The 21,682-nt window shown below is 74.1% G+C and carries 21 protein-coding genes; 17 read left to right on the top strand and 4 right to left on the bottom strand.

What is annotated here, in order from left to right; all coding sequences use genetic code 11:
• Positions 1–32: 32 nt before the first annotated feature.
• Positions 33–680 (bottom strand): response regulator, encoded by a 648-nt coding sequence (locus JD78_RS18575; protein ID WP_228395282.1) that lies wholly within the window; start codon positions 678–680, stop codon positions 33–35.
• Between the two features lie 101 nt (positions 681–781).
• Here JD78_RS18575 and JD78_RS18570 point away from each other — a divergent pair, with 101 nt between their 5' ends.
• From JD78_RS18570 to JD78_RS18560, 3 genes are all read left to right on the top strand, one after another.
• Positions 782–1,498: a sensor histidine kinase gene (locus JD78_RS18570; RefSeq protein ID WP_153361455.1), complete on the top strand. Its 717-nt coding sequence runs from the start codon at positions 782–784 to the stop codon at positions 1,496–1,498.
• Between the two features lie 218 nt (positions 1,499–1,716).
• The gene (locus JD78_RS18565; protein ID WP_153361456.1) at positions 1,717–2,580 is read left to right on the top strand and encodes a manganese catalase; all 864 of its coding nucleotides are present in this window, start codon (positions 1,717–1,719) and stop codon (positions 2,578–2,580) included.
• A 97-nt stretch (positions 2,581–2,677) separates the two neighbouring features.
• The gene (locus tag JD78_RS18560) at positions 2,678–3,046 is read left to right on the top strand and encodes a hypothetical protein (protein ID WP_166521294.1); all 369 of its coding nucleotides are present in this window, start codon (positions 2,678–2,680) and stop codon (positions 3,044–3,046) included.
• 115 nt (positions 3,047–3,161) lie between these two features.
• Here JD78_RS18560 and JD78_RS18555 read toward each other — a convergent pair whose 3' ends face one another.
• Both JD78_RS18555 and JD78_RS18550 read right to left on the bottom strand, forming a co-directional pair.
• Positions 3,162–4,775 (bottom strand): solute symporter family protein, encoded by a 1,614-nt coding sequence (locus JD78_RS18555; RefSeq protein ID WP_166521293.1) that lies wholly within the window; start codon positions 4,773–4,775, stop codon positions 3,162–3,164.
• Positions 4,768–5,142: a DUF485 domain-containing protein gene (locus JD78_RS18550; protein WP_153361457.1), complete on the bottom strand. Its 375-nt coding sequence runs from the start codon at positions 5,140–5,142 to the stop codon at positions 4,768–4,770. The genes JD78_RS18555 and JD78_RS18550 overlap by 8 nt, the downstream gene beginning before the upstream one ends.
• 179 nt (positions 5,143–5,321) lie before the next feature.
• Here JD78_RS18550 and JD78_RS18545 point away from each other — a divergent pair, with 179 nt between their 5' ends.
• From JD78_RS18545 to JD78_RS18535, 3 genes are read left to right on the top strand one after another with little or no spacing between them, the layout of a single operon-like run.
• Positions 5,322–6,665 carry a Rieske 2Fe-2S domain-containing protein gene (locus JD78_RS18545; RefSeq protein ID WP_153361458.1) on the top strand — a complete coding sequence of 448 codons (1,344 nt, stop codon included), beginning with the start codon at positions 5,322–5,324 and terminating at the stop codon, positions 6,663–6,665.
• A 36-nt stretch (positions 6,666–6,701) separates the two neighbouring features.
• A complete protein-coding gene (locus JD78_RS18540; RefSeq protein WP_153361459.1) occupies positions 6,702–7,157 on the top strand; it encodes a universal stress protein in 456 nt (151 codons plus the stop codon).
• Positions 7,158–7,180: 23 nt separating this feature from the next.
• Entirely contained in the window at positions 7,181–7,945 is a 765-nt protein-coding gene (locus JD78_RS18535; protein WP_228395283.1) for an HAD-IA family hydrolase, read from the top strand.
• Here JD78_RS18535 and JD78_RS18530 read toward each other — a convergent pair.
• Positions 7,882–8,529, bottom strand: a complete 648-nt coding sequence (locus JD78_RS18530) for a TetR/AcrR family transcriptional regulator (RefSeq protein WP_153361460.1) — start codon at positions 8,527–8,529, stop codon at positions 7,882–7,884. The two genes, JD78_RS18535 and JD78_RS18530, sit on opposite strands and share 64 nt — an antisense overlap.
• A gap of 194 nt (positions 8,530–8,723) precedes the next feature.
• Here JD78_RS18530 and JD78_RS18525 point away from each other — a divergent pair, with 194 nt between their 5' ends.
• From JD78_RS18525 to JD78_RS18475, 11 genes are all read left to right on the top strand, one after another.
• On the top strand, positions 8,724–10,031 hold the full coding sequence (locus JD78_RS18525; RefSeq protein WP_153361461.1) for an alpha/beta fold hydrolase: 1,308 nt from the start codon (positions 8,724–8,726) through the stop codon (positions 10,029–10,031).
• A gap of 51 nt (positions 10,032–10,082) precedes the next feature.
• On the top strand, positions 10,083–11,327 hold the full coding sequence (locus tag JD78_RS18520) for a cytochrome P450 (RefSeq protein ID WP_153361462.1): 1,245 nt from the start codon (positions 10,083–10,085) through the stop codon (positions 11,325–11,327).
• A gap of 107 nt (positions 11,328–11,434) precedes the next feature.
• The gene (locus JD78_RS18515) at positions 11,435–11,758 is read left to right on the top strand and encodes a 2Fe-2S iron-sulfur cluster-binding protein (RefSeq protein ID WP_153361463.1); all 324 of its coding nucleotides are present in this window, start codon (positions 11,435–11,437) and stop codon (positions 11,756–11,758) included.
• Between the two features lie 2 nt (positions 11,759–11,760).
• Positions 11,761–13,065 carry an NAD(P)/FAD-dependent oxidoreductase gene (locus JD78_RS18510; RefSeq protein WP_208104152.1) on the top strand — a complete coding sequence of 435 codons (1,305 nt, stop codon included), beginning with the start codon at positions 11,761–11,763 and terminating at the stop codon, positions 13,063–13,065.
• A complete protein-coding gene (locus JD78_RS18505) occupies positions 13,062–14,522 on the top strand; it encodes an NAD-dependent succinate-semialdehyde dehydrogenase (RefSeq protein ID WP_153361464.1) in 1,461 nt (486 codons plus the stop codon). The genes JD78_RS18510 and JD78_RS18505 overlap by 4 nt, the downstream gene beginning before the upstream one ends.
• Positions 14,519–15,094 (top strand): HtaA domain-containing protein, encoded by a 576-nt coding sequence (locus JD78_RS18500; RefSeq protein WP_153361465.1) that lies wholly within the window; start codon positions 14,519–14,521, stop codon positions 15,092–15,094. The genes JD78_RS18505 and JD78_RS18500 overlap by 4 nt, the downstream gene beginning before the upstream one ends.
• Positions 15,091–16,152 carry a hypothetical protein gene (locus tag JD78_RS18495; protein ID WP_166521292.1) on the top strand — a complete coding sequence of 354 codons (1,062 nt, stop codon included), beginning with the start codon at positions 15,091–15,093 and terminating at the stop codon, positions 16,150–16,152. Before JD78_RS18500 ends, JD78_RS18495 begins: the two co-directional genes overlap by 4 nt.
• Positions 16,153–16,257: 105 nt before the next feature.
• Positions 16,258–17,436, top strand: a complete 1,179-nt coding sequence (locus tag JD78_RS18490; protein ID WP_166521291.1) for a sensor histidine kinase — start codon at positions 16,258–16,260, stop codon at positions 17,434–17,436.
• Positions 17,433–18,143, top strand: a complete 711-nt coding sequence (locus JD78_RS18485) for a response regulator transcription factor (protein WP_153362709.1) — start codon at positions 17,433–17,435, stop codon at positions 18,141–18,143. The genes JD78_RS18490 and JD78_RS18485 overlap by 4 nt, the downstream gene beginning before the upstream one ends.
• A 187-nt stretch (positions 18,144–18,330) precedes the next feature.
• Complete coding sequence (locus tag JD78_RS18480) at positions 18,331–19,104, top strand: ABC transporter ATP-binding protein (RefSeq protein ID WP_153362344.1); 774 nt, start codon at positions 18,331–18,333, stop codon at positions 19,102–19,104.
• A gap of 17 nt (positions 19,105–19,121) precedes the next feature.
• Positions 19,122–21,584, top strand: coding sequence for an FtsX-like permease family protein (locus JD78_RS18475; RefSeq protein WP_166521290.1), 2,463 nt, complete (start codon positions 19,122–19,124; stop codon positions 21,582–21,584).
• Positions 21,585–21,682 lie beyond the last annotated feature (98 nt).

Genomic DNA, 21,682 nt, shown 5'->3' with positions numbered 1-21,682 from the left:
CGATGGACACCAGCGGCGGGCCCACCGTGGTGTCAGCCCGCGCCGTCCTCCCCGAGCCCGACCCGGCCGGCCAGCGCCGCGGCCTCCACCCGGGTGGCCACCTTCAGCTGGCGCAGCAGGTTGGCCACCAGCCGCTTCACCGTGCGCTCCGAGACGTGCAGCGTCGTGGCGATGTCGACGGTGCTCGTCCCGGCCGCGACCAGCCGCCACAGCCGGCGGTCGTCGGCCGTCAGCCGGGCGGCGATGCCCTGGTCGGCGGTGGGCGCGGCGTCGTCGAGCAGTTGCCGCAACAGCGACTCCGGGATCACCGACCAGCCGTCCAGCACGGCGAGCAGCGGCCGCACCAGCGCCTCCGGGCTGGCGGTCTTGGGGAGGAAGCCGCTCGCGCCGGCGCGCAGCGCCTCCAGCGCGGCGTCGGCCTCGGCCAGCCCGGACAGCGCCACGATGCGCACCATCGGGTCGGCCCGGCGGATCGCCGCGATCGCCCGGGTGCCGCCGGGGGGCGGCATGTGCAGGTCGACGACGGCGACGTCCGCGTGGTGCCGCAGCACGAGCGCGGCGCCGGCCGACGCGTCGTCCGTGGTGGCCACCACGCGTACCCGGCCATCGCTCTCCGGGGGGAGCAGCAGCTCCAGGCCCCGGCTGAACAAGGGGTGGTCGTCGACGACGACCACGTCCACGGGGGGACGGCGCCCAGCACCGGCTCCGGATCCCTCCACGTCACTCCCGTTCGTTCCGCTGCGCCCGGCGTGGCTGACCGACCGCCATCCCGGAGGTGCCCGTGACCCTCGCCGCCGACACACGACCCGCGTCACTGCCCGCCCTGGTCACCGAGCTGGTCCGGACCGTGCGCGGCCTCCTGCCCACGACCGGGCAGGAGGCGGTGAGCACCGGGGATGCGCTCGTGCGCGCCCTGTGCCACGACATGCGCAGCCCGCTGGCCGCGCTGGAGTCCGTCCTCGACCGGCTCGACGGTGACGCCGCCGGGCCGCCGGAGCTGCTGCAGCTGGCTCGCGACCAGGCGCGCCACTTGTCGTCCATGCTGCGCACCGCGAACGCCACCGGCGGCGCCCCGGAACGGCGGGGGGTGCGCCGCCTCGCCGAGGTGCTGCGCGCCTCCGTCGGCGCCTCGGGCCTGCCCCCGCACCAGCTGCGGCTGGAGCTGGCGCCGGAGGCCGGTGACGTCGCGGTCGCCGACGCCCGGGTCCAGCGGATCCTCACCAACCTGCTGGAGAACGCCCACCGGCACGGCCGGGGTGCGGAGGTCCGGCTGGTGGTCCGCCGCCGGGGCAGCTGGGTCGAGCTCGCCCTGACCCAGCACGGGGTCCCCGCCGAGCAGGTGCTCGGGCACCTGAGCCAGCCGACGCCACCGGTCGACCTGACCGGGCTGGGGCTGTGGTCGGTGCAGCGGCAGACCCGTGAGCTGGGTGGCCGGCTGGCCTGGTGCCGCGCCGAGGACGGCGCCTTCACCCTGGTCGTCCGCCTGCCCGACCGCTGACGGCGAGCGCCCCCTACGAGATCTGCGATCTCGTGGCATCCAGGGCCTGGACGCCACGAGATCGCAGATCTCGGCACCGGCCGGGGACGCCAGCACCTCCCGAGGTCGGCCCCGACGGGCCACCGGACGGCACGGGGGTGTCACGGCGCGGGGGCATCTGGAGTGTGTCGCCCCGCACGGGACGGCACGGCGAACGGCTCGACCAGAGGAGAACGCCCGTGTTCACCCACACCCACGCCCTGCAGTACGAGGCCAAGCCCGACGGCCCCGACGCCAACTACGCACGCCGGCTCCAGGAGGTGCTCGGCGGCCAGTGGGGCGAGATGACCGTGGCCACCCAGTACCTGCTGCAGGGCTGGAACTGCCGGCTGCCCGGCAAGTACAAGGACATGCTGCTGGCGATCGGCACCGAGGAGCTCGCCCACGTCGAGATCCTGGTGACCCTGATCGACCGGCTGCTGGACCACCAGCCGCTGAAGCCGGACTCGGCCGACCACTCCAAGGAGAGCGCTGCCGCGTACGGGCAGAGCAACCCGCAGCACGCCATCGTCAACGGCGGCGGCGCCTACCTCCGGGACAGCATGGGCCTGCCCTGGAGCGGCGGGTACGTGACCGCCAGCGGGAACCTGATGGCCGACTTCCACTACAACGCGACGGCCGAGATGCAGGGCCGCCTGCAGGTGAGCCGGCTCTACAACATGACCGACGACAAGGGCGTCAAGGACACCCTCCGCTTCCTCATCGCGCGGGACCACTACCACCAGATGCAGTGGCTCGCCGCGATCGAGGAGCTCACGTCCGACGGGCTGGACGGCATCCCGGTGCCGGCTGCCTTCCCGATGGACGAGGAGCCGCCGGAGTTCGCCTACACCTTCCTCGACGCCTCCGACGGCGCCGAGGCCGCGAACGGCCGCTGGGCGAACGGCCCCGCGCTGGACGGCACGGACAACACGCTCAGCGCCGCGCCGATCGCCGCGCACGCCGACGCGCCGGTCCTGCCGCCGGGCGACCCGCGCCTCTACGGCACCCCGCCGGTGCCCATGCAGGGCCTCCTGCAGAAGGCGAAGGACGCGCTCAAGTAAGGCGTCCCGCCGTGCCGCCGCCGTGCCGGCGCCCCGTCCCGCCTCCGGGCGGACCGGGACGCCGGCGCGGCGGGCACCCGACCTGCTGGAGGTCCTCGTGCACCTGTCCGCGCCCACCCCACACCTGCACAACGCACACCTGCCGACCGTCCACCTGCCCACGCTGCGCCTCCCGACCCGGGTGGGCGCCGCCTCGGCGCTGCTGACGGTGGTCCACCTCGCCGCCCTGGCCGTCGCGGTCACCGCACCGGCCGAGCAGGCCCTCGCCGGCTGCCTCGTGCTGGCCGGGCTGGTCAGCCGCTGGGCGGTCCGCCGGCGCCGCTCCGTCGCCGCCGCCGTCCCGGCCGCCCGGGACGCCGTCGACACCGTGCTGGCCGCCGACACCGTGCTGCCGGCGTCCCCGCTGGTCGACTCCCCGCTGGTCGACTCCCCGCTGGTCGAGGAGCCCGCCCGCGCCACCGCCTGAGCCACCACCGCCGGAACACCACCGGGCCGCCGTCCGCACCACGACGCCCGGGACGGCACGAGGCCCGCCCCCCGAGGGGGACGGGCCTCGTCCTAGCTGCCGGAACGGCCGGCCGTCAGTGCGCGACCGCCTTCTCCGCGCCGATGCCGGTCAGCGACCGGACCTCGAGCTCGGCGTACTTGTCGACGTCCGGCTTCTCCTTGGAGATCTTCGTGCCCAGCCAGCCGAGGAAGAACGACAGCGGGATGGACACCAGGCCGGGGTTGCGCAGCGGGAACCACGCGATGTCGAAGTTGGAGAACATCGCCGTCTCCGACCCCGAGACCACCGGCGAGAAGATGATCAGGCCGATGCAGACGATCAGGCCGCCGTAGATCGACCACAGCGCGCCCTGGGTGGTGAAGTCCTTCCAGAACAGCGTGTAGAGGATCGTCGGCAGGTTCGCCGAGGCCGCCACCGCGAAGGCCAGGGCCACCAGGAAGGCGATGTTGATGCCCGCCTGCAGCGCCAGGATGCCCAGGCCGATCGAGACCGCGCCGATGACGACGGCGGTGATCCGGGCGACCCGGACCTCCGCGTTCGCCTCCACCTGGCCCTTCTTCAGCACCGAGGCGTAGACGTCGTGGGCGAAGGACGCCGACGCGGTGATGGTCAGCCCGGCGACGACCGCGAGGATCGTGGCGAAGGCGACGCCGGCGATGATGCCCAGCAGCACCGTGCCGCCGAGCTCGAACGCCAGCAGCGGGGCCGCCGCGTTGACCCCACCGGGTGCGGCGAGGATCGCCTCCGAGCCGACCAGGGCCCCGGCGCCGTAGCCGATGACCAGGCTGAACAGGTAGAAGGCCCCGATCAGCCAGATGGCCCAGACGACCGACTTCCGGGCGTCCTTGGCGGTGGGCACGGTGTAGAAGCGCATCAGCACGTGCGGCAGCCCGGCGGTGCCGAGCACCAGGGCGAGCGCCAGGCTGATGAAGTCCAGCCGGGTCGTGCCCGAGACGCCGTACTGGGCGCCGGGCGACAGCACCTGCTGGCCCTCGGACGAGACCGCCCCGCCGAGCAGCGAGGAGAGGTTGAAGCCGTACTCGGCCAGCACCCAGATCGTCATCACCAGCGCTCCGGCGATGAGCAGCGTCGCCTTGATCATCTGGACGTAGGTCGTGCCGCGCATGCCGCCGACCAGCACGTAGAAGATCATCAGCCCGCCGACGACCACGACGACGAGGGCTTCGGCCGCCGCGCCGCTGACGCCCAGCAGCAGGGCGACCAGGCCACCGGCGCCGGCCATCTGGGCGAGCAGGTAGAAGAGCGAGACGAACAGGGTGGAGATGGCGGCCGCGGTGCGGACCGGCCCCTGCCGCATCCGGAAGGCCAGGACGTCGGCCATGGTGAACCGGGCCGTGTTGCGCATCAGCTCCGCCACCAGCAGCAGCGCCACCAGCCAGGCGACGAGGAAGCCGATCGAGTAGAGGAAGCCGTCGTAGCCGTAGATGGCGATCGCGCCGGCGATGCCGAGGAACGAGGCCGCCGACAGGTAGTCACCGGCGATCGCGAGGCCGTTCTGCGTGCCGGTGATGTTGCGGCCGGCGGCGTAGTAGTCCGCAGCGCTCTTGTTGGTGCGGCTGGCGCGGAAGGTGATGAAGAGCGTCACCAGCACGAACGCGCCGAAGATCGAGATGTTGATCGCCGGCTCGCCGATCGTGGCGCCGTCGGCGGCGAACACGTCAGCCACGGGGGAACTCCTCACTGCGCGGGGTGGCGAACTCGTGCGCCTCGAGACGGCTGCGCATCTCGTCGGAGATGGGGTCGGTGTTCTTGCTGGCGTGCCGCACGTAGAGCTGGGTGATGAGGAACGTGCTCACGAACTGGCCCAGCCCCAGCAGGATCCCGAGGTTGACGTTGCCGAACACCTCGGTCGACATGAAGTCGGATGCGTAGGTGGAGAGCAGGACGAAGAGCAGGTACCAGGCCAGGAAGGCCACGGTCATGGGGACGGCGAAGCTGCGGAAGCGGCGCCGGAGCTCGGTGAACTCCGGTGAGTCCTGGGCCTGGCGGTACTCCTCCGCGGTCAACAACCTGCGGTCGTTCGGTGTGGTCACGGCACACCTCTCTGTGCGTCGCCTGAGTCGTGATCGCGGTCACCATAGGCGGCGCGACGCACACATGGGGAAGATCACGTGGCAACACGTTGCAGAAAAGTTGCGAGAACGTCCGAATCGGCCGGAGAACTCCACCCGGGTGCAACGCGCGGGTAACCCACCCCTGCTGACATGGGCACATGGCGTTCTCCTGGGCTGGCGGCACGCGGGGCACGGGCACGCGGACGACTCATGGAGGGGCCGGTGACGGCACCGGCTGGTACCCGGTGGCCCGCTCGTCGGACGTCGGGACGTCGCCGCTCCCGGTGGGCGCCGGCGGTCAGCCGTTCGTCGTCGTCCGGCTGGCGCCCGGGGCCGAGGTGACCGCCGTCGGCGCCCGCTGCCCGCACCGGCTGGTGCCGCTGACCACCGCGACCGTCGTCGACGGCCGGCTGCAGTGCGGCTACCACGGCTGGCAGTTCAACGCCGAGGGCCGCTGCACGCTCATCCCCGCGCTCGGCCCGGACGGCGCTCCCCCGCCGCGCGCCGACCTCGCGGTGCCGTGGGCGGTCGAGGAGCGCGACGGCTGGGTCTGGCTGGCCCCCGAGCGCACGACGGTCGCCCGGCCGCCGCGGGCCGGCGGCTCCCACCCGGCGCCCGACCCGGAGCAGGTGCCCGAGCTGCCGGAGCCGGCCGGCCCGGTGCTGGGCAACCTCGACCCGGCGCTGGAGCACGCCTGGCACCCGGTGGCGCTCGCCGCTGAGCTGCGCGACGGCGGGTACGTCCAGGTGCGGCTGCTCGGCCGGAACTGGACCGTGCACCGGCGCGGCGGGGCGCTGGACGCCGATCCGCCGGCCTGGGGCGTGACGGAGCGGCTCGGGCTGATCTGGCTGGCGCCCGACGAGCCGCGCGACCGGCCACTGCCGGTGCCCGAGGCGGACGACCCCCGGTGCACCGCCGCCTGGCTGCCCCCGGCCCGGACCGCCGCGCCGGCCGGTCCACTGGTCGACGCCCTCGTCGACGTCGCGCACGTGCCGTTCGTGCACGCCTCGGCCGCCGGTCAGGACGGCGAGGTGCCCGACCAGCCCGTCACCCGCGAACCGGGTGGGTTCTGCAGCCGGCAGGAACGGGCGGTCGCGGACGGGGTGCTGCAGGTGACCTACGTGCACCGGGCACCGTTCCAGCTGCTGCTGCGGCTGACCCCGCCCGACGGCGCGGGGACCACCGTGGTCACGGTGCTGCAACCGGAGGACGCCGACTCGACCCGGGTCTACACCTGCCTCTTCCTCCGCGGCGTCGACGGGCAGCCGGTGCCGGCGGCGGTGCTGGCCGCCGAGGTGGCCGCCGAGCAGGCCGCACTGGCCGAGGACCTGCGCCTGGTGGCCGGCACCGCGTCCACCGGCCTGCCGCTGCTGCTCCGCGACGAGCTGCACGTGCGCTCCGACCGGCTCGGGGTGGCGCTGCGCCGGGCACTGGCCGACTTCGCCGCCGAGTGCGCCGCCCTGGACCGGGCCACCGACCTGGAGCACCGCGCCAGCGCATGACCGCCGACGTCCCGGCCGGTGCGCTTGGATGGCGACGTGACCGAGGTGGGGCCGTTCGAACGGGGGACCGACGGGCCGCGGGTGATCCTGGTCGGCGTCGACGGGTCACCGACGTCGCTGCGGGCCGCGTCGTACGCCGCCGGCCTCGCCCGGCGGCAGCGGTCCCGGCTGGTCGCGGTCTTCGTGACCGAGGCGGCGCCGGCGATGGCGGGCTGGGTGCCGAGTGCGCAGGCACTGGTCCGGGACGCCGCGGCCGAGGTCGACGCCGAGCTCCGCGCGGAACTGGCCCGGGCGGCCGAGCAGCTCGGGGTGGACGCCGAGTACCGCACCGCCAGCGGCGACCCGGTCGCCGAGCTGACCCGGATCGCCGACCAGGTGCTGGCCGACGCCGTCGTCATCGGGGCCTCCGAGCAGGCCGGGCACCGGGTGGTCGGCTCGGTCGCCGTGCGGCTCGTGCGCCTGGGGCGCTGGCCGGTGACCGTCGTCCCCTGACGCGGGGCTGCGAGGATCGCCGGGTGCCCGAGCCCACCGCCGCCCCCTCGCTCGACCTCGCCGCGCTGACCGGGCGGACGTTCGACGCCGTCCTGTTCGACATGGACGGCACGCTGATCGACTCCATGAGCGGTGCCCTCGCCGCCTGGGACACCTGGGCACACGAGCACGGCGTCGACCCGGCCGTGCTCACCGAGCTGGGCATGGGCGGCCGCCCCGCGGTGCAGGTGATCGGGCAGCTGCTCGCCGCCGACCGGGTCGCCGACGCCGTCGCCCGGATCGAGCAGCTGGAGATCGACGCGGCCGCGACGGGCATCGCCGTGCTGCCGGGCACCGCCGACGCACTGGCCGCCCTGCCGCCCGAGCGGGTGGCGATCGTCACCTCGTGCACCCGCACGCTGCTCGCCGCGCGGCTGGCGGGCTCGGGGCTGCCCCGGCCGCGGGAGATCGTGACCTTCGACGACGTCGAGCACGGCAAGCCGGCCCCCGACCCGTTCCTGCTCGGCGCCCGCCGGCTCGGGTTCGACCCGGCCCGCTGCCTCGCCGTCGAGGACGCACCCGCCGGGCTGGCCTCGGCCGGCGCCGCCGGGTGCACCACCCTCGCCGTCGGCGACACCCACCCGCACCACGAGCTGGACGCCGACGCGCACGCGCCGGACCTGTCACACCTGCGGTTCGCGGTGACCCCCGACGGGATCACCGTCACCGGCCGGGTGCAGACGGTTCAGCGAGGGTCGCGCGACACGGCCGCCAGCGCCTCGAACACGTCGAAGGCCGCCTTCTCGTAGGAGATGTTGCGTGCGGTGGCCTTCTGGTGGGCAACCCGCAGGACGCCGAAGGTCAGCAGGGCCAAGGCCCACCGGACGTCGTCGTCGAGCTCCGGGAACCTCTCGCGGAGCACGTCGGCGAGGTGCTCCTCCCAGGTGGTGCTGCGCAGGAGCACGGCGGACTGCAGACTCGGCGAGGCCTCGGTGATGGCCGTGGTGGCGCGGTAGAAGTCCTCGTACTCCTGGAACCAGCGGCCGACCGCATCGCGCAGCATGTCCTGCACCCCGTTGTCGGCCGGCGTCGTCCTGATGAGCTCGACCAAGCGGGTGTTGGAGCGGTCGAAGAGGTCGACGACCACGGTCTCCTTGGTCGGGTAGTACCGGAAGAACGTCCGGCTGGTGACGCCCGCGCGCTCGGCGATCTCCTGGACCGTGACCGCCTCGAAGCCCCGCTCCGCGAACAGGGTCATCGCGGCGCTCACCAGTCGCTCGGCCACCACCCGGGTGGGCCGCACCTTCGCTGCGCGGCGCTCACTGACGAGCTCGGCGACGTTGAGTGCGGCGGTCGCCGCTGCCCAGTCCTGCTCGTCGCGCGGCCCGGTCATGGGTCAAGTGAACCAGCGGCGCGGAACGACACGGGGCGCACCACTCGCCAGACGGTCCGTGTCACTGGCTGACAATTGCGCTCCGCCACCCCTTGTCAGCGTGTGACACGAGCCATACAGTGCTCCGTGTCACTGGCTGACATTTCCGACGACGAGGTCGGCGCAGCGCCGACCCGCGACTCAGAGGCGGGTTCATGACTCACCAGATCGACCACCAGCAGGTCCTCGCCCGCGCGCAGGCCGACGTGGAGCTGGCCTACAAGCTGCGGGGCTTCTCGGGGACGATCCGGATGTCCGTCCCCGGCCAGGAGTTCGACGTCGTGGTCGCCGGGGGGACCGTGACGGGGGTGCGCCCGGCCGAAGGACCGGCTGATGCCGTGGTCCGGGGGCCCGAGGAGTTCTGGACCGGGACCTTCTCCAGGGCCACACCGGCACCCGGGTACGAGAGCTTGACCGGCGGCATGTCGCACGGCGTGTTCGTGGACGCCGACCTCGCCCGGGTCGTGGCGCCCTGGTTCGCGGGCATCGACCGGCTGTTCAAGGTGGTGCGGGAGACCGTCGCAGGTGAGGCGGTGCGCAAGCCCGTCCGCGATCCCTACCGCGACACGGACTCGGCAGTGGGTCGGTACGCCTACATCACCGCCGCCGGCGAGGAGGCGCGCGTGTACTACGAGCAGGCGGGCACCGGTCCCATCCCGCTGCTGCTGCACCCGACCGCCGGCACCGATGGCCGCCAGTACCGCCACCTGCTCGCCGACCCCGAGATGCAGCAGCGGTTCACCATGTACGCCTACGACCTGCCCTACCACGGCAAGTCCCTCCCCCCGGTCGGCGTGCGGTGGTGGGAGCAGCCCTACCTGCCCGGCCAGGAATGGCTGATGAACTGGGTCGTCGCCATCGCCGACCACCTCCAGCTGGACCAGCCCTTCTTCATGGGTTGCTCCGTCGGCGGGCAGCTCGCCCTGGACCTGGCGGCCGAGCGCGGTGAGCGGTTCGGCGCCTTCGTCGCGTTGAACGGCTGGTACGGCAACCCCCGCCTGCCCGAGGGCTTCAGCAACGACCTGTTCCGCACGCCGGGGATCAGCGACGACTACGCGCCCTCGCTCAACTTCGGCGCCACGGCGCCGAACGCACCCGAGCCCAACGCGCACGAGACGTACTGGATCTACCGGTCCAACTTCCCGGGCATCTACGCCGGGGACAACGACTACTTCATGTTCGAGCACGACCTGAACAGGAACGGCCACAAGATCGATGCCGGCAGCAAGCCGGTGTACGTGGTCACCGGTGAGTACGACCCGGCCGCCGACGACGACGTCAACGGGGGCCCGGCCGTGGAGAAGAACATCCCCGGCGCGGTGTCGGTGAAGCTCCCCGACCTGGGCCACTTCGCCCCGTGCGACGACCCGGTCGGGTTCAACGAGGCCATCCTGCCCGTGCTCGACGAGGTCATCGCCAGAGCGGGGCACGCGCCGGCCGACTCCCCATCAGCGCAGGCCTGACCGGCCGGCACAGCGACCACCCCCACCCGCAGCCCGAGAGGTCACCCCGGCATGACCGCCATCGAACGACCCACCATCGACTTCGACCACCACTCGGCCGAGTACCGCGACAACTGGCAGCGGCTGGCCGCCGATCTCCACGCCACCGGCAGACCCCTGGCCTGGACCGAGCACCACGGCGGGTCCTGGGTGCTCGCGGACTGGGACGCCGTCCAGCGCGTCGCCACGGACTGGGAGACCTTCACGTCCGTCAACGACCTCGACGGGACGGAGAACGGGGGCAAGGGGCAGATCGTCCCGCAGATGCCCTACCGGCTGTTCCTCGGGGAGTCCGACCCGCCGCTGCACACCGGCCGACGCCGGCTGGAGGCCCCCTTCTTCGCCCCGAAGGGCCTGCGCCGCCTGCGGCCGGTGGCCCACCGGCACCTGCGGGAGGCCATCAACACCGTGATCGAGCAGGGATCGGCCGATCTGATCGACGACATCCTGATCCCGACGACGGCCCGGACGACGCTGTACGTGCTCGGCTACGACGCGGACAAGTGGGAGGACGCGGCCGCGGCCGCGCACCGTGGTGCCTCGCTGCCCACCACCGACCCGGACTACCCGCACGAGGAGCAGGCGCGCATGCGGGAGGACTTCCGCCGCATGCTGCTGGCCCGCCGCGAGGCGCCGGCGGACGACATCATCTCCGCCCTGGCCAACGGGCAGGTGGAGGGTCGACAGCTCAGCCTCGACGAGGGCGAGAGCATGATGAACGCGCTGGTCTTCGGTGGGTTCGACACGTCGGTGTCGCTGATGGCCAACGCGCTGCTGTGGCTGGACGACCACCCCGTCGAGGCTGCGCGCATCCGCGAGGACGAGCCCTTCCGCGTCAACGCCGTCGAGGAGTTCCTCCGGGTCCACCCGCCCGCTCACCACATCGCCCGCACCGCCGTGCGCGACACCGAGCTGCTCGGACAGCCCATCCGGCGGGGGGAGCGGATCCTCATGTGGCTCGCCGGCGCCAACCGGGACCCGGCGAAGTTCCCCGAGCCGGACGCCGTGGACCTCGAGCGCGAGAACGCCCGCGACCACGTGAGCTTCAGCAGCGGTGGCCACCGCTGTCTCGGCTCGCCGCTGGCCAAGCTGGAGATCTACGACGTCCTCACCACGCTGACGACGGCCATCCCCGACCTCACCATCGACCGGTCGGGGGTCCGGGTCTTCCCCTCCATCGGCCTCGCCGCCGGGTTCACCCGGCTGCCGGTGACGTTCACCCCGCGCAGCCCCCTCCCGGTCGACGACGTCGCGTAGACCCTGCCCAGCGCACGAGAGCCGCGCGCCGCCTCGCCCGCCGTCGCCCGGCGGGCGAGGTCGCGCCGATGTCCCACCGACCACCCCTCAGAGAGGCGAGCTCCGTCATGCCCACCATCCGTTACACCTCCGCCGACGGTGACGTCCGCGAGATCTCGGCAACCACCGGCGACTCGGTGATGCAGACCGCTGTACGCAACGGGGTCGCCGGGATCGTGGGCGAGTGCGGCGGCGTGCTGTCCTGCGCGACCTGCCACGTCTTCGTCGACGCAGGGGACGCCGATCGGCTGCCTCCCGTGGGCGAGCTGGAGGACGAGATGCTCGACGGCACCGCCGACGACCGCCGTCCCACCTCTCGGCTGTCCTGCCAGCTGGTCGTCAGCGACGAGCTCGGCGACCTGCACGTCACGCTGCCCGAGGCCCAGGAGTAGCCGTGCGCCCCACGAACGAGCGCGGGGTCCTGGTGATCGGGGCCAGCCAGGCCGGCGTGCAGCTGGCCAGCTCCCTCCGCGAGCAGGGCCTCGACGACCCGATCACCGTCGTGGGCGCGGAGGCACACCCCCCCTACCAGCGCCCCCCGCTGTCCAAGGCCCTGCTGCAGGGTGACCTGCCCACCGGGTCCCTGGTGTTCCGGTCCCCCCAGTTCTACGCGGAGCAGCGCATCGACCTCGTGCTGGACCAGCGGATCACGTCGGTGGAGCGACGGCCGGACGGCTCCGGTGTGGCGGTGTCCAGCTCCGGCCGCCGGTTCCCCTTCACCCGTCTCGCCCTCACCGTGGGCGCTCGCCCGCGTCGGCTCGACGTCCCCGGCGCGGACCTGGCCGGCGTCCGCTACCTGCGCGACACCGACGACGCCCTCGCCCTGCGGGAGGACCTGACCCGCGCCGACCGCGTCGTCATCGTCGGTGGCGGCTTCATCGGGCTGGAGGTGGCCGCCAGCGTGCGCCGACTGGGCAAGGACGTGACCGTCGTCCTGGCCGACGACCGGCTGATGGGCCGAGCCGTGGGCGAACCCATCAGCGAGTTCTTCCGGCGCGCGCACGAGCGTCGTGGGTGCACGCTGCACTTCTCCGTCGGCGTCGCTGCCGTCACCGACGACGGCAACGGGCGCGCGACCGGCCTGGACCTCACCGACGGCACCCACGTGCCAGCCGACCTGGTCGTCGTCGGCATCGGCGCCGTCCCACGGACCGAACTGGCCGAGCACCTGGGGTTGCGGGTGGACAACGGCATCGTCGTGGACGAGCACGGCCTGACCAGCGATGGCACGACGGTGGCCGCCGGGGACTGCGTCAACTGCCCCACCCCCGTCGCCGGCGCCTCCCCCCGGATGCGCTTCGAGTCGGTGAACACCGCCGTCGAGCAGGCCAAGGTCGCCGCCGCGACCCTGGCCGGGAAGCGGCTTCCCTATCGCACCCCACCGTGGTTCTGGTCCGACCAGTTCGACCTCAAGCTCCAGGTCGCGGGCCTCAGCCAGGGCTGTGACCAGCAGGTCGTGCGGGGCGACCCGGGCACCGAGCGCTTCAGCGTCCTCTACTACCGCGGGGACACGCTGGCCGCAGCCGAGTGCGTGAACAGCCCGCTGGACTTCATGGCGGTCCGCGCCGCCCTCGCCGCGGGCAGCACCGTCCCGGCAGCGCTCGCCGCGGACCCGGGCACCCCGTTGCGGACGTCGACCCGCCCCTCCTCGACCGGCGCCCCGGCCCCCCGGACGCACGGTCAGGACGTGCTCGCATGACCGCCACCGAGGCCTCCACGAAGCTGGGCGTCCCGGATCAGCTGTTCATCGGCGGGTCCTGGCGACCGGCCGCGACGGGCGCCCAGCTGGACGTGCACGACCCGGCCACCGGCGACGTGCTGGCCAGCATCGCCGACGCCGGGGTGGTCGACGGCGTGGCGGCCCTGGACGCCGCGGTCGCCGCAGCCGAGGACTGGGCTGCCACGCCGCCCCGGGTGCGTGGCGAGCTGCTGCGGGCCGCCTTCGACCTGCTGCAGGAACGCCGCGAGCACTTCGCCGCGGTGATGACCGCGGAGATGGGCAAGCCCCACCGCGAGGCGCTCGGGGAGATCGCCTACGGCGGCGAGTTCCTGCGCTGGTTCGGCGAGGAGGCCCCGCGGGTCTCGGGTCGGTTCGGTGACAACCCGTCGGGGACCGGGCGGATCGTGGTGAGCCGCCGGCCGGTGGGGCCGTGCTACCTGGTCACGCCGTGGAACTTCCCGCTGGCCATGGCCACCCGCAAGATCGCACCAGCGCTGGCCGCCGGGTGCCCGGTGGTGCTCAAGCCGGCGGAGCTGACCCCGTTGACCAGCCTCCTGTTCGCCCAGCTGCTGTCCGACGTCGGCGTCCCGGCCGGGGTCGTCAACGTGGTGACCACGGCGGCCCCCGCGGCGGTGTCCGAACGGATCATCGCCGACCCCCGGCTGCGCAAGCTCAGCTTCACCGGATCCACGCCGGTCGGACGGCGGCTGATGGCCCAGGCCTCGACCAACGTGCTGCGGACCTCGATGGAGCTGGGTGGCAACGCCCCTTTCCTGGTGTTCGACGACGCCGACCTGGACGCCGCCGTCGACGGCGCGGTGTCGGCGAAGTTCCGCAACACCGGCCAGGCCTGCACCGCGGCCAACCGGTTCCTGGTGCACCGTTCGGTAGCCGAGGAGTTCACCGCCCGGATGGCCGAACGGGTGGCCGCCCTCGTCGTCGGTGCCGGGACGGACCCGGACGTCACCATCGGACCGCTGATCGACGACCGGGCCGTGGCCGGCGTGGACGAGCTGGTCAGCGACGCCGTGGACCGCGGCGCCACCGTGCGCACCGGCGGCGCACGCCTCGACCGCGCGGGCTCGTTCTACGCCCCGACGGTGCTGGCCGACGTGCCCCCGGGCAGCCGCCTGCTCCGCGAGGAGGTCTTCGGGCCGGTCCTCGCCGTGGTGCCCTTCGACACCGAGGACGAGGCCGTCGCGTTGGCCAACGACACCGAGTACGGGCTGGTCAGCTACGTCTTCACCCGGGACCTGGCCCGCGGGGACCGGATGATCGACCGGCTCGACACCGGGATGATGGGCCTCAACACCGGCCTGGTGTCCGATGCGGCCGCCCCCTTCGGAGGCGTCAAGCAGTCCGGCGTCGGCCGCGAAGGCGGTGCCGAGGGGCTCGACGAGTACCTGTCCACCAAGTACACCCTGATCGCGCGATGAGCGGGACACCGCTCTCCCCCGCCCGTCCGGGACCCGTCGCACTGCCCGCCCTGCGATGGGGGGTCAAGGCGTCCTTCCTGCGCTACCTGGCCCGGATGCCCGATGGCCGGTGCTCGGTGACCGACGGCGCCGACGTCGCCGCGGACCGCACGTTCTCCTTCAGCCCCGACGGCACGTGGCACCTCGACCCCAGCGTCGGCGCCGCCGTGCACCGGTTCCGGGGGGACGTGCGCTTCTCCGGCCACCACGGCCTGCTCTTCGTGCGCATCGCCGACCCCGTCCTCGAGGTGCGCGGCCCCGGCGGCGTGCTCTCCATCTGCGGCGCGCCGGTCGACGCCGGTCCCCCCCGTCGGCTCCCCCTGCTGACGTTCGACCTCGCGCCGCCCCTGCACCCGGACGACCCCGGCGTCTGCGGTCACGGTGTCCGCGCTCGGCTCACCTCCGCGGGAGCCGAGGTGTTCGACCTGGTCTACCCGGAGGGCGAGAGCCTCGACGACCTGGCCTTCCCTCCCCCACCCGCAGCACTACGGACAGCCATCGACCCACCACGACGAGGACGACCGACGCCATGAGCACGAACGACACGCCGCCGACCACCGCGTGGCCGAGCACCCCCACGCCCGCCGGGCTGGACCGGATCCGGGCAGCCCGGGCCGAGGGGGTGCGCTGGCTGACCGACCGGGTCGGCGACGACGGCCGCCCCGAGGGTGCCGAGGTCGCCAACGTCTGGTGGCGGGCGCCGTGGGCGCTGTGCGTCGGGGGCGCCCCCGACGTCGCCGCGGCGATGATGGGGTGGGTCGAGCGCGAGGCCCTCACCGACGACGGGGACCTGCGTCCCGGGCCCCACGGCGGGGACGCACCGGGCAGTCCGGTCTACCACCTCTCGCCGCTGGCGATCGCGGCCTGGCTGCTGGCCCGGTACGACACGGCACGGACCGTCACCGACCGGCTGGCCTCCTTCCAGGATCCCGAGTCCGGGGGCGCCTACGACCTCCGCGACTTCGACGCCGACCCGCTGCAGGACACGCTCAAGACCGGGCAGCTGGGCATCTCGGCACTGGTCACCGGTGAGGCCGACATGGCCCGCGGGGTGTACCGCTGGCTGGCCCGGAACCACGCGGCGCAGCCAGCCCTGCCGGGCCGGCTCCACCCCAGCTGGCGGGGGGACGGCCTGGTGCTGGACGCCACCCCCGACGAGGCGTTCCTGCGCCTGGTGGACTACTCCGCACCGCGTCAGGCCTACTTCCACTCCGGGATCGCCGGAGCCTTCCTCGCCGGCTACGCCCAGCAGACCGGGGACGGCGCCGCGCTCCGGCTGGGCCAGGACTACCTCGAGCTCAACCGGGCCGGCACGGACGCCCAGTTCGACGACGTGGAGTCGGTGCAGATCTGCAAGTTCGGCTGGGGCGTCGCCGCCATGCACGTCGCTGCGCCGGACAGCGGTCAGCTGCCCTCGGTCGTGAAGATGGGCGAGTGGTTCGTCCGCCGGCAGCGGCCCGACGGCGCGTGGGCGCCCTCGTCGTTCCTCACCCCGGACCCCGGGGTCCTGGACCTCTACTGGAAGACCGCCGAGCACGTGATGGAGCTGGCCTACATCGAGCAGGCGCTGGCCACGGCCACACCGTCGTGACCTGAGGCCGCACCCTCCGCCGCACCCCGATCAGCCCGCGGGTGGACACGCGGCTCACCCCGCAGGACGACGACGACACGCCGTCGGCTGCCTACTGTCGCCACCATGGACTCCACGGCCCTCGAGCGCCTCGCAGCCTGGCTGCGCCGGCACCCGTTCGCCGTCGACAGCGTGCTGGCCGCGCTGTTCTTCTCCGTCACCACCCTGCTCGGCTCCGGTTACGCGAGCGACGTGGGGGTCGTCCTCAGCTTCCTGCTGAGCGTGCCGCTGGCCTGGCGCCGACGGGCCCCGGTGCCGGCGGCCGCCGTCGTGGTGGTGCTCTGCCTCGCCCAGCTGGTGCTGACCTCGGACCTCCTCCCGGCCGACGCAGCCGCGCTGGTGACGGTCCACTCCCTGGCCGCCTACGCGCCGCGCTGGGCGTCCAGGGCCGGGCTCGTGGCCGGCCTGGTCGGTGCGGCCCTCGCCGCCCTCACCTACTACCAGGGCCCCTACGACCCGGCATCGCTGCTGATCATCGCCGGCTCCATCGGCGTCTCCGTCGTCGCCGCCTGGGCGCTGGGCGACCTGCGCCGCGCGCGGGTGCTGCGGATCGCCGGCCTGGAGGAGCGCGCCCGGCTGCTGGAGATGGAGCACCAGCAGGAGATGCGGCTGGCCGCCCAGGCCGAGCGGGCGCGGATCGCCCGGGAGATGCACGACGTCGTCGCCCACTCCCTGTCGGTGGTGATCGCCCAGGCCGACGGCGGGCGGTACGCGGGGCAGGCCGACCCGGCGGCCGCCACCGAGGCGCTGGAGCAGATCTCGGCGACCGGCCGGCAGGCGCTCACCGACATGCGCACGCTGCTCGGCGTGCTGCGGGAGGGCGACGGGCAGGAGTTCGCCCCGCAACCCGACGTCGCGGCGATCGACCACCTGGTGGCCGACGTCGGCGCCAGCGGGCTGGACGTCGACCTGCTGGTGGAGGGCTCGCCGCAGCCGATGCCCACCGGCGCGCAGCTGGCCGCCTACCGGATCGTGCAGGAGTCGCTGACCAACGTGCTCAAGCACGCCGGTCCGGCCGGCAAGGCGTGGGTGCGGCTGCACTGGCGGCCGGACAGCCTGGAGCTGTCCGTGCTCGACGACGGCCGGGGGGCGGCCGCGGCGATCGCCGTCTCCGACGGTCAGGGGCAGGGCCTGCTGGGCATGCGCGAGAGGGCTGAGCTGCACGGCGGCCGGCTGACCGCCGGGCCGCGCCACGGCGGCGGGTTCGGCGTGCACGCCGTCCTGCCCTACCGTTCGTCCCGATGACAGACAGCCAGATCCGCGTCGCCCTCGTCGACGACCAGCAGCTGGTGCGCGCCGGCTTCCGCATGGTGATCGACTCCCAGCCCGACCTCACCGTGGTGGGCGAGGCCGGTGACGGCGCCGCGGCGGTGGAGCTGCTGCGGTCGACGCCCGCCGACGTCGTCCTGATGGACATCCGCATGCCCGGCACCGACGGGATCACCGCGACCGAGCAGGTCACCGCGCTCCCGGACCCGCCCAAGGTGGTCGTGCTGACCACCTTCGACCTCGACGAGTACGTCATGTCGGCGATCGGCGCCGGGGCCAGCGGCTTCCTGCTCAAGGACGCCCCACCGGAGGAGATGCTCACCGCGGTCCGCACGGTGCACGCCGGCGACTCGGTGATCGCGGCCAGCTCCACCCGGCGGCTGCTGCAGCACGTCGCCCCGATGCTCCGGGGCGCCGGCGCGGCGGGCGCCGCCCCGGCGCAGGACGACCGGGCGCTGGCGGAGCTGACCCCGCGGGAGAAGGAGGTGCTGGTGCTGATGGCCTACGGCGCCACCAACACCGAGGTCGCCGCCCAGCTGTTCGTCAGCGAGGCCACGGTGAAGACGCACGTGGGCCGGGTGCTGGCCAAGACCGGCAGCCGCGACCGGGTGCAGGCCGTGGTGCTGGCCTACCGCACCGGCCTGGTCGCCCCCGCCGACCTGCTCCGCGACGCCCCCGCCTGACGCCCCCGCCCGACGCCCCCGCCCGACGCCCCTGCCCACGGCGTCGATCAGCCCGCAGGATGACGCCGGATCAGCCCCCGGGGGCAGCGACGCACGGCAGCAGACCAGCCCCCGCGGCGACGCGGGACGACGCCCCGGGACGAGAACGTGGTCGCCGTCAACGACCACGTCCGTCCGGAGGCCCGAAGTGTCCGCTCCCGTCCTGTCCGTCCCCGGTGAGCCGCCGGCTGCCGGCTACTCCGCCGCCGTCCGCGCCCGCGGGCTGCGCAAGACCTACGGCGCCGGCGAGACCGCGGTGCACGCGCTGGCCGGCGTCGACGTCGACGTCGAGCGCGGTGCCTTCTCCGCGATCATGGGCCCCTCGGGCTCCGGCAAGTCGACGCTCATGCACTGCCTCGCCGGGCTCGACGCCGCCAGCGAGGGCCAGGTCTGGCTGGGCGACACCGAGCTGACCAGCCTCCGCGACGAGCAGCTCACCAAGCTGCGCCGCGAGCGGATCGGCTTCGTCTTCCAGGCGTTCAACCTGCTCCCCGTCCTCGACGCGCAGGAGAACATGCTGCTGCCGATGCAGCTGGCCGGGCAGCGACCCGACCAGGCCTGGATGGACGACGTCGTGGGCCGGCTCGGCCTCCGCGACCGGCTGCACCACCGCCCGCACGAGCTCTCCGGGGGCCAGCAGCAGCGGGTCGCCGTCGCCCGGGCGCTGCTCCCCCGGCCCGACGTCGTCTTCGCCGACGAGCCGACCGGCAACCTGGACTCCCGCTCCGGCGCCGAGGTGCTCGACCTGCTGCGCTCCAGCGTCCGGGAGACCGGCCAGACCGTCGTCATGGTCACCCACGACCCGGTGGCCGCCTCCTACGCCGACCGGGTCGTGCTGCTCGCCGACGGCCGGCTGGCCGGCGAGCTGCAGCAGCCCACCGTCGACTCGGTCATCAGCGCGCTGCGCGGACTGGGGGACTGACCGTGCGCACCGGGGCCATGTCCACCGTCACCCTGGCCAGCATCCGCGCCCACGCGGGCCGGCTGGTCGCCTCCACGCTGGCGATCGTCATCGCCGTCGGCTTCGTCGTCGCCACCCTCATCCTGAACGAGACCAGCCGTTCGACGGTGCTGGAGGCGGTCGGCGCGCAGTACGTCGACACCGACGTCGTGGTCACCTCCGAGAACTACGCGGGGCTGGCCGACGCCACCGGCCCGATCACCGCCCTCGACGGGGTGCAGGCGGTCGACCCGACCTGGGAGGCCTTCCTGCAGATCGTCCCGCCGGGGCGCAGCGGATCCCAGTACGCGGAGGTCCAGTCGGTCGCCGCCGAGCCCTCGCTGCGCTGGCAGCAGCTGACCGACGGCGCGCTCCCGGTCCGCCCGGACGAGATCGCGGTGAGCGAGCGGGTGGGCGCCGAGGTCGGCGACGTCGTCCCGGTCACCGTCTACGACGACGAGGGCGTCGCGATCACCACCGACGCCCTGGTCACCGGCGTGGTCGACCTGCGCGGGGACCCGTCGGCCGGCCTCTACGGGCGGCTCTGGGCCACCCCGGAGCAGACCCGGGCCTGGGGCGCCACGGAGCCCGTCGAGCTGCGGATCGCCGGCACCACCGGCACCGACCCGGCCGCGCTGGCCGACACGGTGCGCGGCACGCTGACCGACGACGGCCTGACCGTGCGCACCGGCACGGAGCAGGCCGAGCACGCGGCCGCCGCCCTCACCGGCGACGCCGACGTCCTCACCACCGTCCTGCTCGTCTTCGGCACCGTGGCCGTGCTCGTCGCCGGGCTGGTCATCGCCAACACCTTCGCGGTGCTGCTGGCCCAGCGCACGCGGGACCTGGCGCTGCTGCGCTGCGTCGGCGCCACCGCCCGGCAGATCCGCCGCAGCGTGCTCGGCGAAGCCGCGGTCACCGGACTCGCCGCCTCGGTGCTCGGCGTGCTCGCCGGGGTCGGGCTGGCCGCGCTGGTGTCGGCGATCGTCGGGGCCACCGACTCACCGATCCCGCTGTCCGGGGTGTCCGTGCCGTTGTACGCGGTGCTCGCCGGCCTCGCCGTCGGCACGGTCACCACCCTCCTGGCCGCGATCGCCCCCGCCCGGGCCGCCACCCGGGTCGCACCGCTGGCCGCGCTGCGGCCCACCGACCCGGCGCCGCTGCGCTCCCGGAGCAGCGTGGTGCGCCTGGTGGTCGGGCTGCTGCTGGTCGTCCCCGGCGTGGCGCTGATGGCGTTCGGCGTCAGCGTCGCCGACATCCTGATCACCCTGGCCGGCGGGGTGCTCAGCTCACTCGGCGGGCTGCTGCTGGCCCAGCGGGCGGTGCCCCCGGTGGTCGCCGCGGTCGGCCGGCTCCTCGGCCGCGCCGGCGGGCTGCCCGGCCGGCTGGCCGCCGGCAACGCCTCCCGCAACCCGCGCCGGACGGCGGCCACCGCCACCGCGCTGATCATCGGGGTCACGCTGACCACCGCGATGGTGGTCGGCGCCTCCTCCACCCGGGCGACCGCCCAGGCGGGGCTGGCCGCGGCCTACCCGACCGACGTGATCGTGCAGGGCGGCGGCACGCCGCTGCCGGCGTCGCTGCCCGGGCAGCTGGAGGGGGTGGACGGCGTGGTCGCCACGACCACGCTGCCCGGGGGCACCGTGACGGGCCCGGACGACTGGGAGACCTGGGCCCTCGGCGTCGACCCCGCGGGGGCGATGCCCGTGCTGCGCTCCGCCGCGGACACGACGCTGCCCGCCCTGGGCGAGGTCGCGCTGTCGACGTGGACCCGGGAGAGCTGGGACGCCCCGGTCGGGGACACCGTGACCCTGACCGCCGGCGACCGGTCGCGGGAGCTGACCGTGGTGGCCGGTGACGGCGACTACCCGCTGCTCAACGTCGCCGACCTGCAGGCGCTGGTGCCGGACGCGGTCCAGGACACCGTCTGGTTGCGGCTGGCCGACGACATCGACCAGACCGCGGCGATCGACGACGTGACCGACCTGGCCGGCGCCGCCGTCCCCACCGCCTTCGTCACCGGCCTGGCCAGCGAGCGGGCCGCGATCAACGAGGTGGTCGACGTGCTGCTGCTCGTCGTCACCGGGCTGCTGGGGGTGGCCGTGCTGATCGCGCTGATCGGCGTCGGCAACACCCTGGCCCTCTCGGTGGTCGAGCGCCGGCAGGAGAGCGGGCTGCTGCGGGCCCTGGGTCTCACCCGGCGCCAGCTGCGGGCCCTCCTTGCGTGGGAGGCGGTGCTCGTCGCCGGGGTCGCCGCGGTGATCGGCGTGCTGGTCGGGGGCGCCTACGGCGCGGCCGGTGCGGCCTCGGCGCTCGGCGAGGTGGGCGAGGTCGTGGTCAGCGTGCCGTGGCTGCAGGTGGCGGCGATCGTCGTCGTCGCCACGGTGGCCGGGCTGCTGGCCTCGGTGCTGCCGGCCCGCCGGGCGGCGAAGACCCCGCCGGTGGCCGCGATCGCCGGCTGAACCCGCGGTGCTGGTGCTCTGCTCACCCGGGGTGAGCAGAGCACCAGCATCATCTCCACCACTTCCCGGGCAGCACCCAGCCCGGTCGGGGATGCTGG

The sequence above is a fragment of the Modestobacter roseus genome (assembly GCF_007994135.1).
Taxonomy (GTDB): domain Bacteria; phylum Actinomycetota; class Actinomycetes; order Mycobacteriales; family Geodermatophilaceae; genus Modestobacter; species Modestobacter roseus.
This window is presented reverse-complemented; position numbering and strand designations above follow the sequence as displayed.

Excerpts from the sequence above, each read along its gene's own strand:
- JD78_RS18500 (WP_153361465.1), top strand. The coding sequence starts at position 14,519 with ATGAGCGGGACACCGCTCTCCCCCGCCCGTCCGGGACCCGTCGCACTG.
- JD78_RS18545 (WP_153361458.1), top strand. The coding sequence starts at position 5,322 with ATGGCGTTCTCCTGGGCTGGCGGCACGCGGGGCACGGGCACGCGGACG.
- JD78_RS18475 (WP_166521290.1), top strand. The coding sequence starts at position 19,122 with ATGTCCACCGTCACCCTGGCCAGCATCCGCGCCCACGCGGGCCGGCTG.
- JD78_RS18525 (WP_153361461.1), top strand. The coding sequence starts at position 8,724 with ATGACTCACCAGATCGACCACCAGCAGGTCCTCGCCCGCGCGCAGGCC.
- JD78_RS18530 (WP_153361460.1), bottom strand. The coding sequence starts at position 8,529 with ATGACCGGGCCGCGCGACGAGCAGGACTGGGCAGCGGCGACCGCCGCA.
- JD78_RS18485 (WP_153362709.1), top strand. The coding sequence starts at position 17,433 with ATGACAGACAGCCAGATCCGCGTCGCCCTCGTCGACGACCAGCAGCTG.
- JD78_RS18520 (WP_153361462.1), top strand. The coding sequence starts at position 10,083 with ATGACCGCCATCGAACGACCCACCATCGACTTCGACCACCACTCGGCC.
- JD78_RS18515 (WP_153361463.1), top strand. The coding sequence starts at position 11,435 with ATGCCCACCATCCGTTACACCTCCGCCGACGGTGACGTCCGCGAGATC.
- JD78_RS18490 (WP_166521291.1), top strand. The coding sequence starts at position 16,258 with ATGGACTCCACGGCCCTCGAGCGCCTCGCAGCCTGGCTGCGCCGGCAC.
- JD78_RS18505 (WP_153361464.1), top strand. The coding sequence starts at position 13,062 with ATGACCGCCACCGAGGCCTCCACGAAGCTGGGCGTCCCGGATCAGCTG.
- JD78_RS18495 (WP_166521292.1), top strand. The coding sequence starts at position 15,091 with ATGAGCACGAACGACACGCCGCCGACCACCGCGTGGCCGAGCACCCCC.